The following is a 15,480-nucleotide window of genomic DNA, read 5'->3' on the forward strand; positions in this document are numbered from 1 at the left end:
GAGGAAAGTCTGAGGGGATGAAGACCAGAGGGGGGCAGGGGGCCGGCGGCCGGAGCGGCGGCGGGCGGCCGCGTAAGCCGGCGCGCGATCATGCGCGTAATGCGGCCTTCGATGTGGTGCGCGCCGTTGACGAGCGGGACGCGTACGCCAATCTGCTTCTGCCGCGCCTGCTGCGGGAGCGTGGCATCAAGGGCCGGGACGCGGCGCTGGCCACCGAGCTGGCCTACGGGACGCTGCGCGGGCTCGGCACCTACGACGCCGTGATCGAGATGTGCAGCGACCGCGCGCCCGATCCCGACGTGCGCGACGCGCTGCGCCTGGGCGCGCACCAGTTGCTGCGCATGCGCGTGCCACCGCACGCCGCCGTCGGCACCACCGTCGATCTGGTGCGCCTGCGCATCGGCCAGGGCGCGGCCAAGTTCGTCAACGCGGTGTTGCGCAAGATCGGCTCCAGGACGCTGGACGAGTGGCTGCCCATCGTCGCGCCCGACCCGGCCGATGACCCGGTCGGCCACCTCGCCATCGCCCACGGGCATCCCCGGTGGATCGTCTCGGCCTTCCAGGACGCCCTCGGCGGGCCCGGCGAGCTCGCCGACCTGCTCGCCGCCGACAACGCCCGGCCCCTGGTGACCCTGGTGGCGCGGCCCGGGCGCAGCTCGGTGGCGGAGCTGGAGAGCGCGGGCGCCGACCCGGGCCGCTACTCTCCGTACGCCGCCTACCTGCGCGAAGGCGATCCCGGACAGATCGCGGCCGTGGCCGAGACGCGGGCCGCCGTACAGGACGAGGCCAGCCAGCTCGTCGCGCTCGCCCTGACCCGGGTGCCCCTCGACGGGGATGGCGAGGAGCTGTGGCTGGACATGTGCGCCGGGCCCGGCGGCAAGGCCGGACTGCTCGACGCCATCGCCACGCATGGTGATCTGGGCGGGGAGACGGCAGAGGGACGTCCGGCAGGTCTCGCCACGCCTGGCGACTCGGTCGGTGGAGCCGCACGGCAACGTCCGGCAGGGTCGGCCACGCATGGCGATCGGGGTGGGCTGGCGGGTGAGGTCCCGCGGTCCGCCGGCGTGGCGAGGGACGGGCATCGGGCGCGGCTGCTGGCTGCCGACGTGCAGGAGCACCGGGCACGGTTGGTGTGGCAGACCACCAGGGACGCCGCGGTGGTCGCGGCCGACGGCACCGTGCCTGTGTGGCGGGAGGGCGTGTTCGACCGGGTCATGCTCGACGCCCCCTGCACCGGGCTCGGTGCGTTGCGGCGGCGGCCGGAGGCACGGTGGCGGCGCGATCCGGCCGGAATCGCCGACCTGGGCAAGCTGCAGCGGCGGCTGCTCGGCTCCGCGCTGGACGCCGTGCGTCCCGGTGGTGTCGTGGCCTATGTCACCTGCTCGCCGCACCTCGCCGAGACGCGTGTCGTGGTCGGGGACGTCGTCCGGCGCAGGGACGACGTCGAGGAGCTCGACGCGCGCGACTACCTGCCCGAGGTCGACGGCCTGGGCGACGGCCCGTACGCCCAGTTCTGGCCCCACCGGCACGGCACGGACGCCATGTTCCTGGCCCTGCTCCGCAGGCGTCGCTAAGGAGCCGGGCCTGGCGTTCCGCAGGCGTCGCGGTGGGTCGGTCCTGGCCGGGTTCCACAGCGGCGCCGCGGGGCGGGCTTGGTCCGGGCTTCGCGGTGACGCTGGTCGGTTCCCAGGTCTTGGGCGTGGGGGCTGGCGGTGGCGGGGTGTGCTGGGGGCGCCTCGGGGTGGTGGGGTTCGTCGGGTGGATGCCTTGGGTGGGGTGGGCGCCGGTCGTTCAATAGACTTGGCGACATCATGGCCGTACAGATCTCGCCCAGCATTCTCGCCGCCGACTTCGCCAGGCTCGCCGACGAGGCCGCCGCCGTTCCTAACGCCGACTGGCTGCACGTCGACGTCATGGACTATCACTTCGTGCCCAACCTGACCCTCGGGCTGCCGGTGGTCGAGGCGCTTCGCAAGGCGACCGCGACGCCACTCGACTGCCACCTCATGATCGAGGACCCCGACCGCTGGGCGCCCTCCTACGCGGAGGCCGGGGCGGGCAGCGTGACCATCCACGCGGAGGCGGCCAAGGCGCCCATCCGGACGTTGCGCGAGATCCGGTCGCTCGGCGCCAGGGCGGGCCTCGCGCTCAACCCGGCCACCGCCGTGGAGCCGTACGAAGACCTGCTGGGCGAGGTTGACATGCTGCTGCTGATGACCGTGGAGCCGGGCTTCGGCGGGCAGAAGTTCCTCGACGTGGTGCTGCCCAAGGTGCGACGGGCGCGGGCGCTCATCGAGCGGCACGGTGGCCGGATCTGGCTGCAGGTGGACGGCGGGGTGGACGCCGGCACCATCGAGCGTTGCGCCGAGGCGGGCGCCGACGTGTTCGTGGCGGGCAGTGCCGTCTACGGGGCCGCCGACCCGGTGGCCGCCATCGACACCCTGCGGGCCGCCGCCTACCGGCAGTGGGCTTGAACATCCCATGACCAGGGTAATCAATCACTTATGGCCGACCATGGGATCTTCGGACCGAGTTCGGTGACATGGCGGGTGATGGGTGAGCCGATCCAGCTCGTCGGCGGCTTCCGCGCGCTGCTGATGCAGGGCCTGCATCCCCGGGCGATGCGCGGGGTGCTACAGAACTCCGCGTTCATGGATCCCAGCGAGGCCTGGTCGCGGTTCGTACGGACCAGCGAGTTCGTACGCGTGCGCACCTACGGCACCCACGACGAGGTCGAACGGGCCGGACGCCGGGTGCGCAAGATCCACGCCACGCTGACCGCGCACGACCCCGACACCGGCGTCACCTTCCGCCTCGACGACCCCGCCGCCCTGCGTTGGGTGCACGTCGGCGAGGTGGACTCCTACCTGTCGGTCGCCCGGCGGGCCGGGGTGCGGTTGTCGGACGCCGAGGCGGACACGTTCGTGGCGGAGTGGCGGCGGGCGGCCGAGGTGGTGGGGCTGGCGCCGCAGGACGTCCCCGGCTCGGTGGCCGAGCTGCGCGACTACATCGACGCCGAACGCCCCGGGCTGCGCTTCGTCCCCGAGGCGGCCCACCCGCTGCGCATGTCGGTCAACGCCCCGCTGCCACTCATGCTGACGCCGCTCAAGCCCGCGTTGCCCGCGCTGACCCTGCTCGCGTTCGCCACGCTGCCGCGCTGGGCACGCCGGCTCTACGGGCTGCCCGCCACTCCCCTGGGCGACCTGTGGGCGACCGCGACGCTGCGGACCCTGCACACCGGGATCGGGCTCGTCCCGGCCAGCGTCCGGTACGCCCCGGCGGCCCGCCGGGCCCGTCGCCTCATGGCCGCCTAGCGCTTGCTATAGGGGGGTGGGGCGGTCGCATGCGGCCGACGGGGCATGGCAAACTGGTAGGAGAAGAAAGAGCTAGCGTGCTCCGGGGTCGGTGAAATTCCGAACCGGCGGTGACAGTCCGCGACCCGGCCGATGCCATCGGCCGGTTGACCCGGTGAAATTCCGGGACCGACGGTTAAAGTCCGGATGGGAGGTAGCGCGCGAGGTGTCCGGTTTCCCAGCCGGGCGCCTGTCGTGATGCACATGCGCATCATGGATCCCCCGGGGCCCGCCGTGGCTTGAAGGCTACTGGCAGGTAGGAGACCCTGGGTGGAGATACCCGCGCGAGATGCCGCGCACATGGCGCGCGCCGTCGAGCTGGCCGGGCACGGACATGGCACCACCAGCCCCAACCCCGTGGTGGGCTGCGTCGTGCTCGACGCCGCCGGGCAGGTGGCCGGCGAGGGGTTCCACGCGTACGCGGGCGGGCCGCACGCCGAGGTCGCCGCGCTGGCCGAGGCGGGGGAGCGGGCCCGGGGCGGCACCGCCTACGTGACGCTCGAACCGTGCGACCACACCGGCAGGACGGGACCGTGCAGCCGGGCGCTGCTGGAGGCCGGGGTCGCGCGCGTGGTGATCGCGGTGTCCGACCCCAATCCCAAGGCCGCCGGTGGCGCCGCGCGGCTGCGTTCGCACGGGGTGGAGGTGATCGCCGGGGTGCTCGCCGGTGCGGCGGAGCGGGCCAACGAGGAGTGGCTCACCTATGCGCGGCTCGGGCGCTCCCATGTGACGTGGAAGTTCGCCGCCACGCTGGACGGCCGGTCGGCCGCCGCCGACGGCACCAGCCAGTGGATCACCTCGGCCGAGTCCCGGGCCGACGTGCACCGGATGCGGGCGGCGGCGGACGCGATCGTGGCGGGCATCGGCACGGTGCTCGCGGATGACCCCCACCTCACCGCCCGCTCCGCCCCATCCGCCGAATCCACCGCACCCCCCGCCGAGGGCGGGGGTGACCGGGCGGGCCGGGGCGGGCGGGTGCCGTTGCGGGTCGTGGTCGACACCGAAGGCCGGACGCCGCAGTCCGCCAGGGTGCTCGACGACCGGGCGCCCACCCTCGTCGCCGTCGCCCACGACGCCGGGACCGAGCTCAAGGCCGACCTCCTCCGCCTGCCCCGGCACGCGGCCGGCCTCGACCTGCACGCGCTGCTGAAGGAGCTGGCGGCGCGCGAGGTGGTCAGCGTGTTCGTGGAGGGCGGCCCCACGCTGGCCGGCGCGTTCGTCCGGCAGGGGCTGGTCGACCGCGTGGTCGCGTACGTGGCGCCGGCGCTGCTCGGCTCCGGGCGGGCCGCGCTCGGCGCGGCCGGAGTGGGCACGATCGGCGAGATCCACCGCCTGACTTTTGACGAAATTTCCCCCATCGGGCCGGATGTGCGGCTAATCGCCCGGCCCAGAGAACCAGGCAGGGAGAAGTGATGTTCACCGGAATCATTGAGGAAAAAGGCGAAGTGGTGGCCATCGAACAAGCGGGCGGCGGAGCCCTGCTGTCGGTGCGCGGCCCGCTCGTCACCTCCGACGCCAAGCACGGCGACTCGATCGCGGTCAACGGCGTGTGCCTCACGGTCGTGGAGGTCAAGGACGACGTCTTCACCGTGGACGTGATCAGGGAGTCGCTCGACCGCAGCTCCCTCGGCGGGCTCGACCAGGGGTCGGCGGTCAACCTGGAGCGGGCCGTACGCGCCGACCAGCGCCTCGGCGGCCACATCGTGCAGGGCCACGTCGACGGCACCGCCGTGCTGCTGTCGCGAGACCCCGGCGAGAAGTGGGACGACCTGCGTTTCTCGCTCCCCGCGCCGATCAGCCGGTACGTCGCGGAGAAGGGCTCGATCGCCATCGACGGAATCAGCCTGACGGTCACGACGGTTGACGACGAAGGCTTCGGCGTGAGCCTCATCCCGACCACGCTGAAGCTGACCACGATGGGCGAGCGCCAGGTGGGCGACGTCGTGAACATCGAGGTCGACGTGATCGCGAAGTACGTGGAGAGGTTGGTGGTCAGGCAGTGAACTGGGCCGACGCCGGATTTGAGATATTCGGCACGCATGTGTTGTGGACCGACCTCGTGGGCAACATCGCCGCCCTGTCGACGGTCCTGCTGGCCATACGGAAGTCGATGTGGACGTGGCCGGTGCAGTTCACCGGCTCGGTGCTGCTGTTCGTCGCCTCCATCAACGCGCACATCACCGGCAACGCGCTCAAGCAGGCCATGTTCGCGGGCCTGGCGGTCTACGGCTGGTGGGCGTGGCGGCGCGGCACGCAGGACGGCAGGCAACTGGCCGTCCGCCCGGCCCACTGGTGGGAGCGGGCCGTGCTGATCGGCGGCATCGTGGTGGGCACGGCCGTGATCGGATGGTTGTTCTTCGTCACCGGACTGTCGTGGGGCGCCGCGGTGCCGCTGCCGGAGGGCGCTTTCCTGGTGGCCGCGGACGCCTACATCTTCGTCGGCAGCGCGATGGCCACCTGGGCGCAGGGCCGGGCGCTGGTGGACTTCTGGATCGTCTGGGTCGCGGTGGACCTGGTCGGGGTGCCGGTGGCGTTCCGCTCGGGCCTGGTGGTCTCCGGAGCCGTCTACGGTCTGTTCTTCGTGCTGGTCGTGATCGGGTTCGTCAAATGGCTGCGCGAATACCGCTCCGCGCCGCTGTCCGTGGCGGTGGCGTCATGAACGACATCAAGCTCGACCCGATCGAGCGGGCCATCGAGGACATCCGCATCGGCAAGCCCGTCGTGGTCGTCGACGACGAGAGCCGGGAGAACGAGGGCGACCTCATCTTCGCCGCCGCCAAGGCCACGCCCGAGCTGTGCACGTTCACCATCAGGCACACCAGCGGAATGATCTGCGTGGCCATGGAGGGCAAGGAGCTCGACCGGCTCGGTCTGCCGCTCATGGTCTTCCACAACAAGGAACGCATGCGCACGGCGTACACGATCACCGTGGACGCCCGCGACGGCGTCTCCACCGGCATCTCCGCCGCCGACCGGGCACGGACCATCCGCACCCTGGCCGACTCCGCCACCGAGCCCGACGAGCTGGTGCGGCCCGGTCACATCTTCCCGCTGCGCTACCAGGAGGGCGGGGTGCTGGCCCGGCGCGGCCACACCGAGGCCGCGGTGGACCTGGCCAGGCTGGCCGGGCTGTCGGCGGCCGGCGCGCTGGCCGAGGTGGTCAACGACGACGGCACCATGGCCAGGCTGCCCCAGTTGCGGCGCTTCGCCGACGAGCACGACCTGGCGCTCGTGTCGATCGAGCAGCTCGTCGACCACCGCCGCCGGGTCGAGAGCATGGTCACCAGGGTCGCGGAGACGCGGCTGCCCAACGCGTACGGCATGTGGCAGGTCTGTGGCTACGCCAGCGCGCTGGACGGCGGCGAGCACGTGGCGCTGGTCTTCGGCGACCTTAACGGCGGCGAGAACGTCCTGGTCAGGGCGCATTCCGAATGCCTGACCGGCGACGTGTTCGGCTCGCTGCGCTGTGACTGCGGGGTGCAGCTCGACAACGCCATGGCGGCCATCGCCAAGGAGGGCCGCGGGGTGGTCGTCTACCTGCGAGGGCACGAGGGCCGGGGCATCGGCCTGCTGGCCAAGCTCAAGGCGTACAACCTGCAGGACAACGGCAGCGACACCGTCGACGCCAACGTGGAGCTGGGGCTGCCGGTGGACGCCCGGGAGTTCTCCAACGCGGGCCAGATCCTGGCCGACCTCGGGGTCAAGTCGGTGCGGCTGCTCACCAACAACCCGGCCAAGCTCAGGGGGATGGACGGGTACGGCATCAAGGTCCTCGGCCGCGAGCCCGTGCCCGTGGCCATGAACCCCCACAACGAGCGATACCTGAAGGCCAAGCGCGACCGCCTCGGCCACGTCATCTCGGAGGCTTCGTGAGCGCGGGAACCATCAGACGTGGCCGGGGCCCCCTCATGTGTGCGACGGAGGAGAGGATATGAGCGGGGAAGGACGGCCGGGTGCCGCCGCGCCGGACGCTTCGGGGCTGACGGTCGGGGTGGTGGCGGCCAGTTGGCACGCCAAGATCACCGACCAGCTCGTGGCCAGGGCCGTGCAGGCCTGCGCCGACAGCGGTGCCACGGCGACCGTGGTGCGGGTGCCGGGATCGCTGGAGATCCCGGTGGTCGCCCAGGCGCTGGCCCGCCGCTGCGACGCGGTGGTGGCCCTGGGCGCGGTCATCAAAGGCGAGACAGCCCATTTCGACTACGTCTGCGACTCGGTGACCTCGGGTCTGACCCGCATCGCGCTGGATGAGGAAACGCCGGTCGGCAACGGCGTACTCACCTGCGAGACGCTGGACCAGGCCCTGGACCGCTCGGGCCTACCTGGGAGCAAGGAGGACAAAGGTTACGAGTCGGCCATCGCCGCGCTGGAGACCGCTCTCCTGCTGCGGAATCTGCACTGAGCTGCGATAGGTTTCCCTCGTGTCCGAGCTCGTGCCCCCGCCGTCCCTGCCTGTCACCTGGCGTCCCCGCCGGGGAAGGTTCGTCGCCTACGGCTTCGCCGTGCTGATCGTGGCGGGGGCGGTGGTCATGGCGATCTTCATCGCCGAGCCGTTCACGCTGGCCGACCGGCTGGCGATCGTGGCGTTCGGGTGCGCGGTGGCGTTCGTGCTGCATCTGCTGGGGCGGGTGCGGGTGGAGGCCGACAACGAGGGCGTCACGATCGTCAACGCCATGCGCACCCACCGCTACACCTGGCCGGAGATCTTGGACGTCACCCTCCTGGTGGGCGACCCGTGGCCGAGGATCGACTTCTCGGACGGGCGCACCATCGGGGCGATGGGCATCCAGGGCTCGGAGAAACCCCGCGCCCGACGGGCCACGGCCGAACTCGAGGCCCTGATCCGGGAGCGCGGGGAGGCCCGCGAAGTGAGTTAGCCCGCTCCGGCGGGAGGCTCTCAGATCACCTCGCCGAAGATCTCGTCGGCCGTCTCCGCGGTGACGGCGTGCATGGTCCACGCGGTGAGCTGGTAGTTGTCCACGCAGCTCTCGATCTTTATCCGCTGGTCCCAGCTGATCTGCAAGCCACGGGCCTCCAGCACCACGAGCAGTGCCCTGACCCGGCCTACGATCTCGCCGAGCATCATCCCTTCCGCCATTCCGCGCCTTTCTGCGAATATCAGCTCGCGCGGCTCCGTGGCCTCTTCGAGGCGCCTGGCGAAAAAGCCGGAAAGGTTGCGGGACATACCGTCCTCCAGTTGAGTGGGGATCTCGTTGGTGCGCGGGCTGTCAGAGGGTCTCGCCGAAGATCTCGGCGGCTGTTTCCGCAGTGGCGGCCTGGACGATCCAGGCGGTGAACTGGTAGCTGTCCGTGCAGTCATCGACGATCTCGCGTTGCTTCTCGCTGATGCCCAGGCCTCGGGCCTCCAGCAATGAGACCAGCGACAAGCGCTGCCCTTGGACCTCGCCGAGCTTCTCCCCGAGGGCTCTTCCGCGTGCTTCGCCGAGCTTCTCCCCGAGGGCCTTTCCGCGTGCCTCCGCGGCGTCTTCGAGGGGCTTGGTGAAGCGGTCGGGAAGGCGTTGGTTGAGGTCGATCATCATGTCCTCCAGTTTGATGCGGATCTTTTCGCTGAGCTGCTCGCGCAGGAAGTCGTAGTAGAAGAGGCTGTAGTCGTCGTCGGTGGCGAGCAGCGTCTTCGCGACGGCCTGAGCCGTGTCGAGGTCGTCCGGGTGGGCGGCCGCGGACAGGATGGCGAGCTCGGGGAAGCGACGGATCTCCTCCGGGTCCTGGATGCGGGGCATCTGCTTGGGACTGAGGACCACCGGGACGAAGAGCATGCAGGTGTCCGCTATCTTGATGCCCTCGCGGTATCTGGCGGCCGATGTCTCGTCCGGGCAGACCACCAGCAGGATGACGCCGCACCGCTTCCTGGCCATGAGGCCGCCGACGTAGCCGAACCAGTCCCAGAGTTTGTCGACCTTGTAACGGCGCTGGATCTCGATGATCAGGTAGCGCCTCTCGCCGTCCGGCCCTTTCACGGAGATGACGGAGTCGGCTCTGGCCTCGGTGACCCGGTGGCTCATGTCCACCGACTCCTCGCGGGCGTCGCTGTAGCCGTCGCCGTGCGCGTCCAGGGCGCGGACCAGGAGTTCCAGGCCGAGATCGGGGCGGCGGCGCAACATCTCCAGTGGTATTTCATGTTGAAGGCTGGGGGGCATGCCCTGGGATCCTTTCGTTCGGTGATGGAAATATTACTGTGAGCGATCGAATGCAGAGGCGAATATCGCGGAGGCGGGTGTCAGGCGTAGCCTGAAGGCGTGCTGCGGCGGACAATCAGGACGGTGGACATCGAGTCTCCGGACAGGCTCATCGAGCTGCTCGACCGGCACGCCTACCTGGCCGACGAAGGGCTGGCCACGGCGGCCTTCCTCGCGCTGCGGATGGGGCGGCCGCTCTTCCTCGAAGGAGAGGCCGGGGTCGGGAAGACCGAGCTGGCCAAGACACTCGCGACGCTGCTGGACGCGCCGCTCATCCGGCTGCAGTGCTACGAGGGGCTGGACGCGGCCCAGGCCCTGTACGACTGGGACTTCGCCCGCCAGCTCCTCCACCTCAAAGCCGCCGAGGCCGCCGGGATCACCGATGTGGGCAGGCTGGAAGGGGAGATCTACGACCGGCGGTTCCTGATCGCCAGGCCGCTGCTGAAGGCCATCGAGACGCAGCCGAGCGTGCTGCTCGTGGACGAGATCGACCGGGCCGACGACGAGTTCGAGGCGTTCCTGCTCGAAGTGCTCTCCGACTTCACGATCTCGATTCCCGAGCTGGGCACGGTCAAGGCCGATACGCCGCCGGTGGTCGTGGTGACCTCCAACCGGACGCGCGAGGTGCACGACGCGCTCAAGCGGCGCTGCCTCTACCACTGGCTGGAGCATCCGGGCTTCGACCGCGAGGTCGCCATCCTGCTGCGCCGCCTGCCCGAGTGCACCGAGACGCTGGCCGCGCAGGTGGCCGGGGCGGCCGCGCGGCTGCGGCAGGCCGACCTGGTCAAGCCGCCCGGCGTCGCCGAGACGCTCGACTGGACCGAGGCGCTGCTCACGCTGGGCGCGAAGGAGCTCGACCCCGGGCTGGCCGCGGCCACGCTGGGGGCGGCGCTGAAATACCGCGAGGACGTCTCCACCGTGCTCGGGAACGGGCTGCTCGCCCATGGCTGATCGGGCCGCCAGGCCGACCGCGCGCGGGGACGGCGGCACCCCGGTCTCGCCCATGGACGGGTTCGCCGCCACCATGACGGGATTCGCCAGGACGCTGCGCGCGGCCGGAGTGGGCGCCGATCACGAGCGGACGCGGAGCATGCTGGAGGCGCTCGATCACCTCGACGTGACCGATCCCGCCGAGGTCTACTGGGCCGGGCGGCTCACCCTGTGCGCCAGGCCCGACGACCTGGCCCGCTACGACCGCTGCTTCGCCGCGTACTTCGGCGGGCGGAAGGCGGGGCTCGCCCGTACGAGCAGCACGAGCGTGACCCGGCACCTGGCCGAGCGGGGCGACGGCGAGCGGGCGGACGACGACGGGACGGCGGCGGCCGCCACGGCGAGCCGGATCGAGGTGCTGCGGCAGCGCGACGTGGCCCGGCTGAGCGAGGCGGAGCGGGCCGAGGTGCACCGGATGCTGACCCTGCTGAGGAACGGGCGCGCCCGGCGGCGCTCACGCCGGTTCGAGAGCGCGCACCGCGGCCTGCTGGACCAGCGCCGCACCATCCGCGACGCGCTCAGGAAGGGCGAGGTGGCCCGGCTGCGGCGCCGCAGGCACACCACCAGGCCGCGCAGGGTCGTGCTGTTCGTGGACGTCAGCGGCTCGATGGCGCCCTACGCCGAGACGCTGCTGCGCTTCGCCCACGCGCTGGTCAGGAGCGAGCCCAGGGCCACCAGCGTCTACTCGGTCGGCACCCGGCTCACCCCGATCACGGCCGAGCTGCGCCACCGCGACCCGGACGCCGCGCTGAACGAGGTGTCCAAGGCCATCCCCGACTGGAGCGGCGGCACGCGGCTGGGCGAGGAGCTCAGGGAGTACCTCGCCCGGTTCAGCGCCAGGGGAGCCCTCGCCGTGATCGCCTCGGACGGCTGGGAACGCGGTGACCCGGAGCTGCTGGGCACCCAGATGGCCAGGCTGGCCCGGCAGGCGCACCGGGTGATCTGGGTCAACCCGCACAAGGGGTATGAGGATTATCAACCGCTCACCGGGGGGATGCGGGCCGCCCTCCCGTACCTGGACGACCTGGTGGCGGGACACAGCTTGGCCGCGTACGAACAACTCAGCGAAAGGCTCGCCCATGCGTGACGTGCTACCGGAGATCCTGCGGTGGTGGAGGTCCGGACTCCGGTTCGGGCTGGCGACGGTGGTGGGCACCTGGAGCAGCGCGCCCCGGCCGCCGGGCGCCGCCATGGCGGTGCGCGGCGACGAGGTCGTCGGCAGCGTGTCCGGCGGCTGCGTCGAGGGCGCCGTGTTCGAGCTGGCCGCCGAGATCGAGACCCCCGTCCTGCAGCGGTACGGCGTGAGCGACGACGACGCGTTCGCCGTCGGGCTCACCTGCGGCGGCATCATCGACATCCTGGTCGAGCCCATCTCGATCGAGACGTTCCCCGAGCTGGGTGAGGTCGCCGCGTCCGTGGAGTCGCACGAGCCGGTCGCCGTGGCCACCATCGCCTCCGGCCCCGGCCGGGTCGGCGCCCGCCGGATCATCTGGCCGGACCGCTCGTCGGGCACCCTCGGCCTGGCCCGGCTCGACGAGGCCGTGGACGACGACGCCCGCGGCATGCTCGCCCAGGGCCTGACGGGCCTGCGGCGCTACGGCGGCCAGGGGGAGCGGCGGCTGGACGACCTGGCGGTGTTCGTGCACTCGTTCGCGCCGCCGCCGCGCATGCTGGTGTTCGGGGCGATCGACTTCGCCGCCGCGGTGGCCAAGGTGGGCAAGTTCCTCGGCTATCACGTCACGGTCTGCGACGCCCGGCCGATCTTCGCCACCCCGAAGCGTTTCCCCGACGCCGACGAGGTGGTGGTCAAGTGGCCGCACGACTACCTGAGCTCCGTGCAGGTGGACGAGCGTACGGTGATCTGCGTGCTCACCCACGACCCCAAGTTCGACGTGCCGCTGCTGGAGGTGGCGCTGCGCACCGATGCCGGATACGTGGGCGCGATGGGCTCGCGCCGCACCCACGAGGACCGTCTCGAACGGCTGCGCGAGGCCGGCCTCACCGAGCCCGAGCTGGCCAGGCTGAGGTCGCCGATCGGCCTCGACCTCGGCGCGCGCACCCCCGAGGAGACGGCCGTGTCGATCGCCGCCGAGCTGATCCAGCTCCGCTGGGGCGGCTCGGGCAGGCCGCTGACCAGCACGCACGGCCGCATCCACCACGAGGCGTCGTGACCTCCCCGCCGCGGCTGAACCGTCCGGCGGTCTCACACGGCCGTCGCAGTCCCGCCGGCCCGGCGGTAGGTCTTGCGGCCTGGCCCGCCGGACGACCGTAACGACGGCGCGGAGCCGCCGGATGAGTACAGCGTTCCCCCAGGTTCCCCAAGGCCGAAACCTGGGGTCGCCACGTTCAAGGAGGTTCGATGAAGAGAGGCGGGGTCGCGGGGCTGCTGCTGGCGGCCGGCCGGGGCGCCCGGCTGGGCACGCCCAAGGCGCTGGTGGAGTACGAGGGCGAGCGGCTGGTGGACCGCGGCGTGCGGCTGCTCGCCGACGGCGGCTGCCATCCCGTCGTGGTCGTGCTCGGCGCGGTCACCGTGCAGGTGCGCGGGGCGGTCGTCGTGCGCAACCCCGGCTGGGCGACCGGCATGGGCTCGTCCCTGCGGGTGGGGCTGGCCGCGCTGCCCGAGCAGGCCGAGGCCGTGGTGGTCGCGCTGGTCGACCAGCCGCTGATCCGGCCGGGCGCGGTGCGCGCGCTGATCGACTCCGGCGCCGGGCTGGCCGTCGCCACGTATGGCGGGCGGCGCAGGAACCCCGTGCTGATCGCCCGCGAGCACTTCGCCGGGGTGGCCGAGCTGGCCGTGGGCGACGTCGGGGCCAGGCCGTACCTGAAGGCCCACTCCGGGCTGGTCACCGAGGTGCCGTGCGACGGGCACGGCGACCCGTCCGACATCGACACCCCCGAGGACCTGCGCCTGCTAGAGACGTAGTGACGCCACGGCGGCCCGGTGGTCGCTGCCGGTCGCCGGCGCCACGCCCGCCTCGGTGGCCGTCATCCCCCTGAACAGGATGTGGTCGGGCCGGGTGATCGGGAACTCCGACGGCCAGGTGAACCCGAACCCATCGCCGGCCGCGCCCTGCGCGTCGGTCAGCGGCGGCGTCAGCCCCCGCATGCCCCGGTCGGTGGTGGCGGTGTTGAGATCGCCGAGCAGCAGGATGCGCTTGCTGGAGTCGGCGTCGATGAGCTTGCGGGCCTGGGCGAGCGTGGCGTCGCGGGAGGTGGTGGCGCCGGGCCGGGCCGAGGCCAGGTGCATCACGTAGACGGTCACCTTGCCCTTGGGCGTGCTGACCACCGCGCGCAGCGCCCGCGGCCAGCCCATGCCGAGGTCGAGCGGCTTGGTGTCGCTGAGCGGGTAGCGGCTCCACAGGCCGACCGTGCTGACCGGGTAGCGGTAGCGGAACATCTTGTTGAGCTGCTTGGCCGCCGGCCCGCCGCTGGTCAGCTCCTGGGCGGCCAGCAGGTCGAGGCCCTTGGCGATGGACCGCACGGCCTCGCCGGAGGCGCTGTTGCGCACGCCCACGTTGACCGTGCCGACGGCCAGGTCGTGGGGGCCGCCCGGCGGGCTGCGGAACAGCGTGGAGCCGAACATCGCCGCCCACACCACGCCCGGGACCAGCGCCGTCACGGCGGCCACTCTGGAACGTGCCACCGTGGCGGCCACGAGCAACAGCGGGACCGCCCAGCCCAGCCAGGGCAGCAGGCTCTCCATCACGGGGGTGAATCCCCCCAACGCCGGGATGAGCCGGTGCCCGGCCAGGGCCACGGCCAGCACGGCGGACACGACGACGACAACCCGGCTCAACATCCGCACCAGGCTAGTCGCTCCCTGCCCGACACGCCGACACGATAACCTGTTCGCGTCCAAACGGAATATGATTCGGTTCGGGAGCCCGGCATGCGTATCGGTATGGCACTCAACTACTCGGGCGGTTTCAAGGAGACCGTGGCGGAGCTGGCCGACTACGAGAGAGCGGGGCTGGACATCGTCTTCGTGGCCGAGGCCTACTCCTTCGACGCCGTCAGCCAGCTCGGCTACATCGCGGCCAGGACCGAGCGGCTGGAGATCGCCTCGGGCATCCTGCCGATCTACTCGCGCACGCCGACGCTGCTGGCCATGACGGCCGCCGGGCTGGACTACGTCTCCGACGGGCGTTTCACGCTGGGGCTCGGCGCCTCGGGGCCGCAGGTGATCGAGGGGTTCCACGGGGTGCCGTACACCGCGCCGCTGGGGCGTACCAGGGAGATCATCGAGATCTGCCGCCAGGTGTGGCGGCGCGAGCGCCTGCAGTACGACGGCCGGCACTACACGCTGCCGCTCCCGCCCGACCAGGGCACCGGCCTGGGCAAGGCGCTCAAGCTCATCAACCACCCGGTACGCCCGCGCGTCCCCGTCGTGATCGCCGCCATCGGCCCGAAGAACGTCGAGCTGGCCGCCGAGGTGGCCGAGGGCTGGCAGCCGATCTTCTACGTGCCGGAGAAGGCCGCCGACGTCTGGGGCCGGTCCCTGGCCGCGGGCAGGGCCGCCCGCGACCCCGGGCTGGGCGAGCTGGACGTGATCGCGCAGGCGTCGCTGGCGATCGGCGACGACGTGGCGGGGCTGCTGGAGTTCGGGCGGCCGACGGCGGCCCTGTACATCGGCGGCATGGGCGCCAAGGGCAGGAACTTCTACAACGACCTGGCCCGGCGCTACGGCTACGAGAAGGAGGCCGAGCAGATCCAGGACCTCTACCTGAAGGGCCAGAAGGACGAGGCGGCGGCGCTGGTCCCGGCCGAGCTGCTGGAGAAGATGTCGCTGGTCGGCAGCGAGGGGTTCGTACGCGACCGGGTGCGGGCGATGAGGGAGTCGGGGGTGACCACGCTCAACGTGACGCCGCTCGGCAGGACGCACGAGGAGCGGATCCGGCTGATCGAGAAGATCAAGGAGATCGCCGCCTAGCCGCCGCACGCCC

17 protein-coding genes and 1 riboswitch are annotated in these 15,480 nt (G+C 71.7%); of the genes, 14 read left to right on the forward strand and 3 right to left on the reverse strand.

Going from position 1 to position 15,480, the window contains the following annotated elements:
- The first annotated feature begins 17 nt into the window (after positions 1 to 17).
- The 9 genes from ABGB18_RS22360 to ABGB18_RS22400 all read left to right on the forward strand — a co-directional run bounded on the left by ABGB18_RS22360 (position 18) and on the right by ABGB18_RS22400 (position 8,227).
- Positions 18 to 1,574 (forward strand): transcription antitermination factor NusB, encoded by a 1,557-nt coding sequence (locus ABGB18_RS22360; RefSeq protein WP_347697496.1) that lies wholly within the window; start codon positions 18 to 20, stop codon positions 1,572 to 1,574.
- A gap of 237 nt (positions 1,575 to 1,811) precedes the next feature.
- On the forward strand, positions 1,812 to 2,474 hold the full coding sequence (rpe, locus tag ABGB18_RS22365; protein ID WP_347697497.1) for a ribulose-phosphate 3-epimerase: 663 nt from the start codon (positions 1,812 to 1,814) through the stop codon (positions 2,472 to 2,474).
- A 78-nt stretch (positions 2,475 to 2,552) separates the two neighbouring features.
- The gene (locus tag ABGB18_RS22370; RefSeq protein WP_347697498.1) at positions 2,553 to 3,314 is read left to right on the forward strand and encodes an oxygenase MpaB family protein; all 762 of its coding nucleotides are present in this window, start codon (positions 2,553 to 2,555) and stop codon (positions 3,312 to 3,314) included.
- Positions 3,315 to 3,387: 73 nt separating this feature from the next.
- A riboswitch (FMN riboswitch) is annotated at positions 3,388 to 3,518 on the forward strand.
- A gap of 105 nt (positions 3,519 to 3,623) precedes the next feature.
- Positions 3,624 to 4,766, forward strand: coding sequence for a bifunctional diaminohydroxyphosphoribosylaminopyrimidine deaminase/5-amino-6-(5-phosphoribosylamino)uracil reductase RibD (gene ribD, locus ABGB18_RS22375; protein ID WP_347697499.1), 1,143 nt, complete (start codon positions 3,624 to 3,626; stop codon positions 4,764 to 4,766).
- Positions 4,766 to 5,356 carry a riboflavin synthase gene (locus tag ABGB18_RS22380; protein WP_347697500.1) on the forward strand — a complete coding sequence of 197 codons (591 nt, stop codon included), beginning with the start codon at positions 4,766 to 4,768 and terminating at the stop codon, positions 5,354 to 5,356. The genes ribD and ABGB18_RS22380 overlap by 1 nt, the downstream gene beginning before the upstream one ends.
- Positions 5,353 to 6,012 (forward strand): nicotinamide mononucleotide transporter family protein, encoded by a 660-nt coding sequence (locus ABGB18_RS22385; protein WP_347697501.1) that lies wholly within the window; start codon positions 5,353 to 5,355, stop codon positions 6,010 to 6,012. Before ABGB18_RS22380 ends, ABGB18_RS22385 begins: the two co-directional genes overlap by 4 nt.
- The gene (locus tag ABGB18_RS22390; protein WP_347697502.1) at positions 6,009 to 7,226 is read left to right on the forward strand and encodes a bifunctional 3,4-dihydroxy-2-butanone-4-phosphate synthase/GTP cyclohydrolase II; all 1,218 of its coding nucleotides are present in this window, start codon (positions 6,009 to 6,011) and stop codon (positions 7,224 to 7,226) included. The genes ABGB18_RS22385 and ABGB18_RS22390 overlap by 4 nt, the downstream gene beginning before the upstream one ends.
- A gap of 58 nt (positions 7,227 to 7,284) precedes the next feature.
- Complete coding sequence (ribH, locus tag ABGB18_RS22395; RefSeq protein ID WP_347697503.1) at positions 7,285 to 7,752, forward strand: 6,7-dimethyl-8-ribityllumazine synthase; 468 nt, start codon at positions 7,285 to 7,287, stop codon at positions 7,750 to 7,752.
- A 19-nt stretch (positions 7,753 to 7,771) separates the two neighbouring features.
- Positions 7,772 to 8,227, forward strand: coding sequence for a PH domain-containing protein (locus ABGB18_RS22400; RefSeq protein WP_347697504.1), 456 nt, complete (start codon positions 7,772 to 7,774; stop codon positions 8,225 to 8,227).
- Between the two features lie 20 nt (positions 8,228 to 8,247).
- Here ABGB18_RS22400 and ABGB18_RS22405 read toward each other — a convergent pair whose 3' ends face one another.
- Both ABGB18_RS22405 and ABGB18_RS22410 read right to left on the reverse strand, forming a co-directional pair.
- Positions 8,248 to 8,535: a hypothetical protein gene (locus tag ABGB18_RS22405; protein WP_347697505.1), complete on the reverse strand. Its 288-nt coding sequence runs from the start codon at positions 8,533 to 8,535 to the stop codon at positions 8,248 to 8,250.
- 43 nt (positions 8,536 to 8,578) lie between these two features.
- Positions 8,579 to 9,508 carry a hypothetical protein gene (locus ABGB18_RS22410; RefSeq protein ID WP_347697506.1) on the reverse strand — a complete coding sequence of 310 codons (930 nt, stop codon included), beginning with the start codon at positions 9,506 to 9,508 and terminating at the stop codon, positions 8,579 to 8,581.
- Positions 9,509 to 9,631: 123 nt separating this feature from the next.
- On the opposite strand from ABGB18_RS22410, the gene ABGB18_RS22415 reads away from it, so the two are divergent.
- The 4 genes from ABGB18_RS22415 to ABGB18_RS22430 all read left to right on the forward strand — a co-directional run bounded on the left by ABGB18_RS22415 (position 9,632) and on the right by ABGB18_RS22430 (position 13,460).
- A complete protein-coding gene (locus ABGB18_RS22415; protein ID WP_347697590.1) occupies positions 9,632 to 10,498 on the forward strand; it encodes a MoxR family ATPase in 867 nt (288 codons plus the stop codon).
- Positions 10,491 to 11,624 carry a VWA domain-containing protein gene (locus ABGB18_RS22420; RefSeq protein WP_347697507.1) on the forward strand — a complete coding sequence of 378 codons (1,134 nt, stop codon included), beginning with the start codon at positions 10,491 to 10,493 and terminating at the stop codon, positions 11,622 to 11,624. The genes ABGB18_RS22415 and ABGB18_RS22420 overlap by 8 nt, the downstream gene beginning before the upstream one ends.
- The gene (locus tag ABGB18_RS22425) at positions 11,617 to 12,708 is read left to right on the forward strand and encodes an XdhC/CoxI family protein (protein WP_347697508.1); all 1,092 of its coding nucleotides are present in this window, start codon (positions 11,617 to 11,619) and stop codon (positions 12,706 to 12,708) included. Before ABGB18_RS22420 ends, ABGB18_RS22425 begins: the two co-directional genes overlap by 8 nt.
- 188 nt (positions 12,709 to 12,896) lie before the next feature.
- The gene (locus ABGB18_RS22430) at positions 12,897 to 13,460 is read left to right on the forward strand and encodes a nucleotidyltransferase family protein (RefSeq protein ID WP_347697509.1); all 564 of its coding nucleotides are present in this window, start codon (positions 12,897 to 12,899) and stop codon (positions 13,458 to 13,460) included.
- On the opposite strand, the gene ABGB18_RS22435 is transcribed toward ABGB18_RS22430, so the two are convergent.
- Positions 13,449 to 14,336 (reverse strand): endonuclease/exonuclease/phosphatase family protein, encoded by an 888-nt coding sequence (locus tag ABGB18_RS22435; protein ID WP_347697510.1) that lies wholly within the window; start codon positions 14,334 to 14,336, stop codon positions 13,449 to 13,451. The two genes, ABGB18_RS22430 and ABGB18_RS22435, sit on opposite strands and share 12 nt — an antisense overlap.
- Before the next feature lie 90 nt (positions 14,337 to 14,426).
- Between ABGB18_RS22435 and ABGB18_RS22440 the strand changes: the two genes are divergently transcribed.
- The gene (locus tag ABGB18_RS22440) at positions 14,427 to 15,467 is read left to right on the forward strand and encodes an LLM class F420-dependent oxidoreductase (protein WP_347697511.1); all 1,041 of its coding nucleotides are present in this window, start codon (positions 14,427 to 14,429) and stop codon (positions 15,465 to 15,467) included.
- The last annotated feature ends 13 nt before the right edge of the window (positions 15,468 to 15,480 follow it).

It is taken from the genome of Nonomuraea sp. B12E4, from assembly GCF_039871825.1.
Lineage (GTDB): Bacteria > Actinomycetota > Actinomycetes > Streptosporangiales > Streptosporangiaceae > Nonomuraea.

Coding starts and splice junctions, on each gene's coding strand:
- ABGB18_RS22360 (WP_347697496.1), top strand. CDS start 18: ATGAAGACCAGAGGGGGGCAGGGGGCCGGCGGCCGGAGCGGCGGCGGG.
- rpe (WP_347697497.1), top strand. CDS start 1,812: ATGGCCGTACAGATCTCGCCCAGCATTCTCGCCGCCGACTTCGCCAGG.
- ABGB18_RS22370 (WP_347697498.1), top strand. CDS start 2,553: ATGGGTGAGCCGATCCAGCTCGTCGGCGGCTTCCGCGCGCTGCTGATG.
- ABGB18_RS22380 (WP_347697500.1), top strand. CDS start 4,766: ATGTTCACCGGAATCATTGAGGAAAAAGGCGAAGTGGTGGCCATCGAA.
- ABGB18_RS22390 (WP_347697502.1), top strand. CDS start 6,009: ATGAACGACATCAAGCTCGACCCGATCGAGCGGGCCATCGAGGACATC.
- ribH (WP_347697503.1), top strand. CDS start 7,285: ATGAGCGGGGAAGGACGGCCGGGTGCCGCCGCGCCGGACGCTTCGGGG.
- ABGB18_RS22405 (WP_347697505.1), bottom strand. CDS start 8,535: ATGTCCCGCAACCTTTCCGGCTTTTTCGCCAGGCGCCTCGAAGAGGCC.
- ABGB18_RS22410 (WP_347697506.1), bottom strand. CDS start 9,508: ATGCCCCCCAGCCTTCAACATGAAATACCACTGGAGATGTTGCGCCGC.
- ABGB18_RS22420 (WP_347697507.1), top strand. CDS start 10,491: ATGGCTGATCGGGCCGCCAGGCCGACCGCGCGCGGGGACGGCGGCACC.
- ABGB18_RS22425 (WP_347697508.1), top strand. CDS start 11,617: ATGCGTGACGTGCTACCGGAGATCCTGCGGTGGTGGAGGTCCGGACTC.
- ABGB18_RS22430 (WP_347697509.1), top strand. CDS start 12,897: ATGAAGAGAGGCGGGGTCGCGGGGCTGCTGCTGGCGGCCGGCCGGGGC.
- ABGB18_RS22435 (WP_347697510.1), bottom strand. CDS start 14,336: ATGTTGAGCCGGGTTGTCGTCGTCGTGTCCGCCGTGCTGGCCGTGGCC.
- ABGB18_RS22440 (WP_347697511.1), top strand. CDS start 14,427: ATGCGTATCGGTATGGCACTCAACTACTCGGGCGGTTTCAAGGAGACC.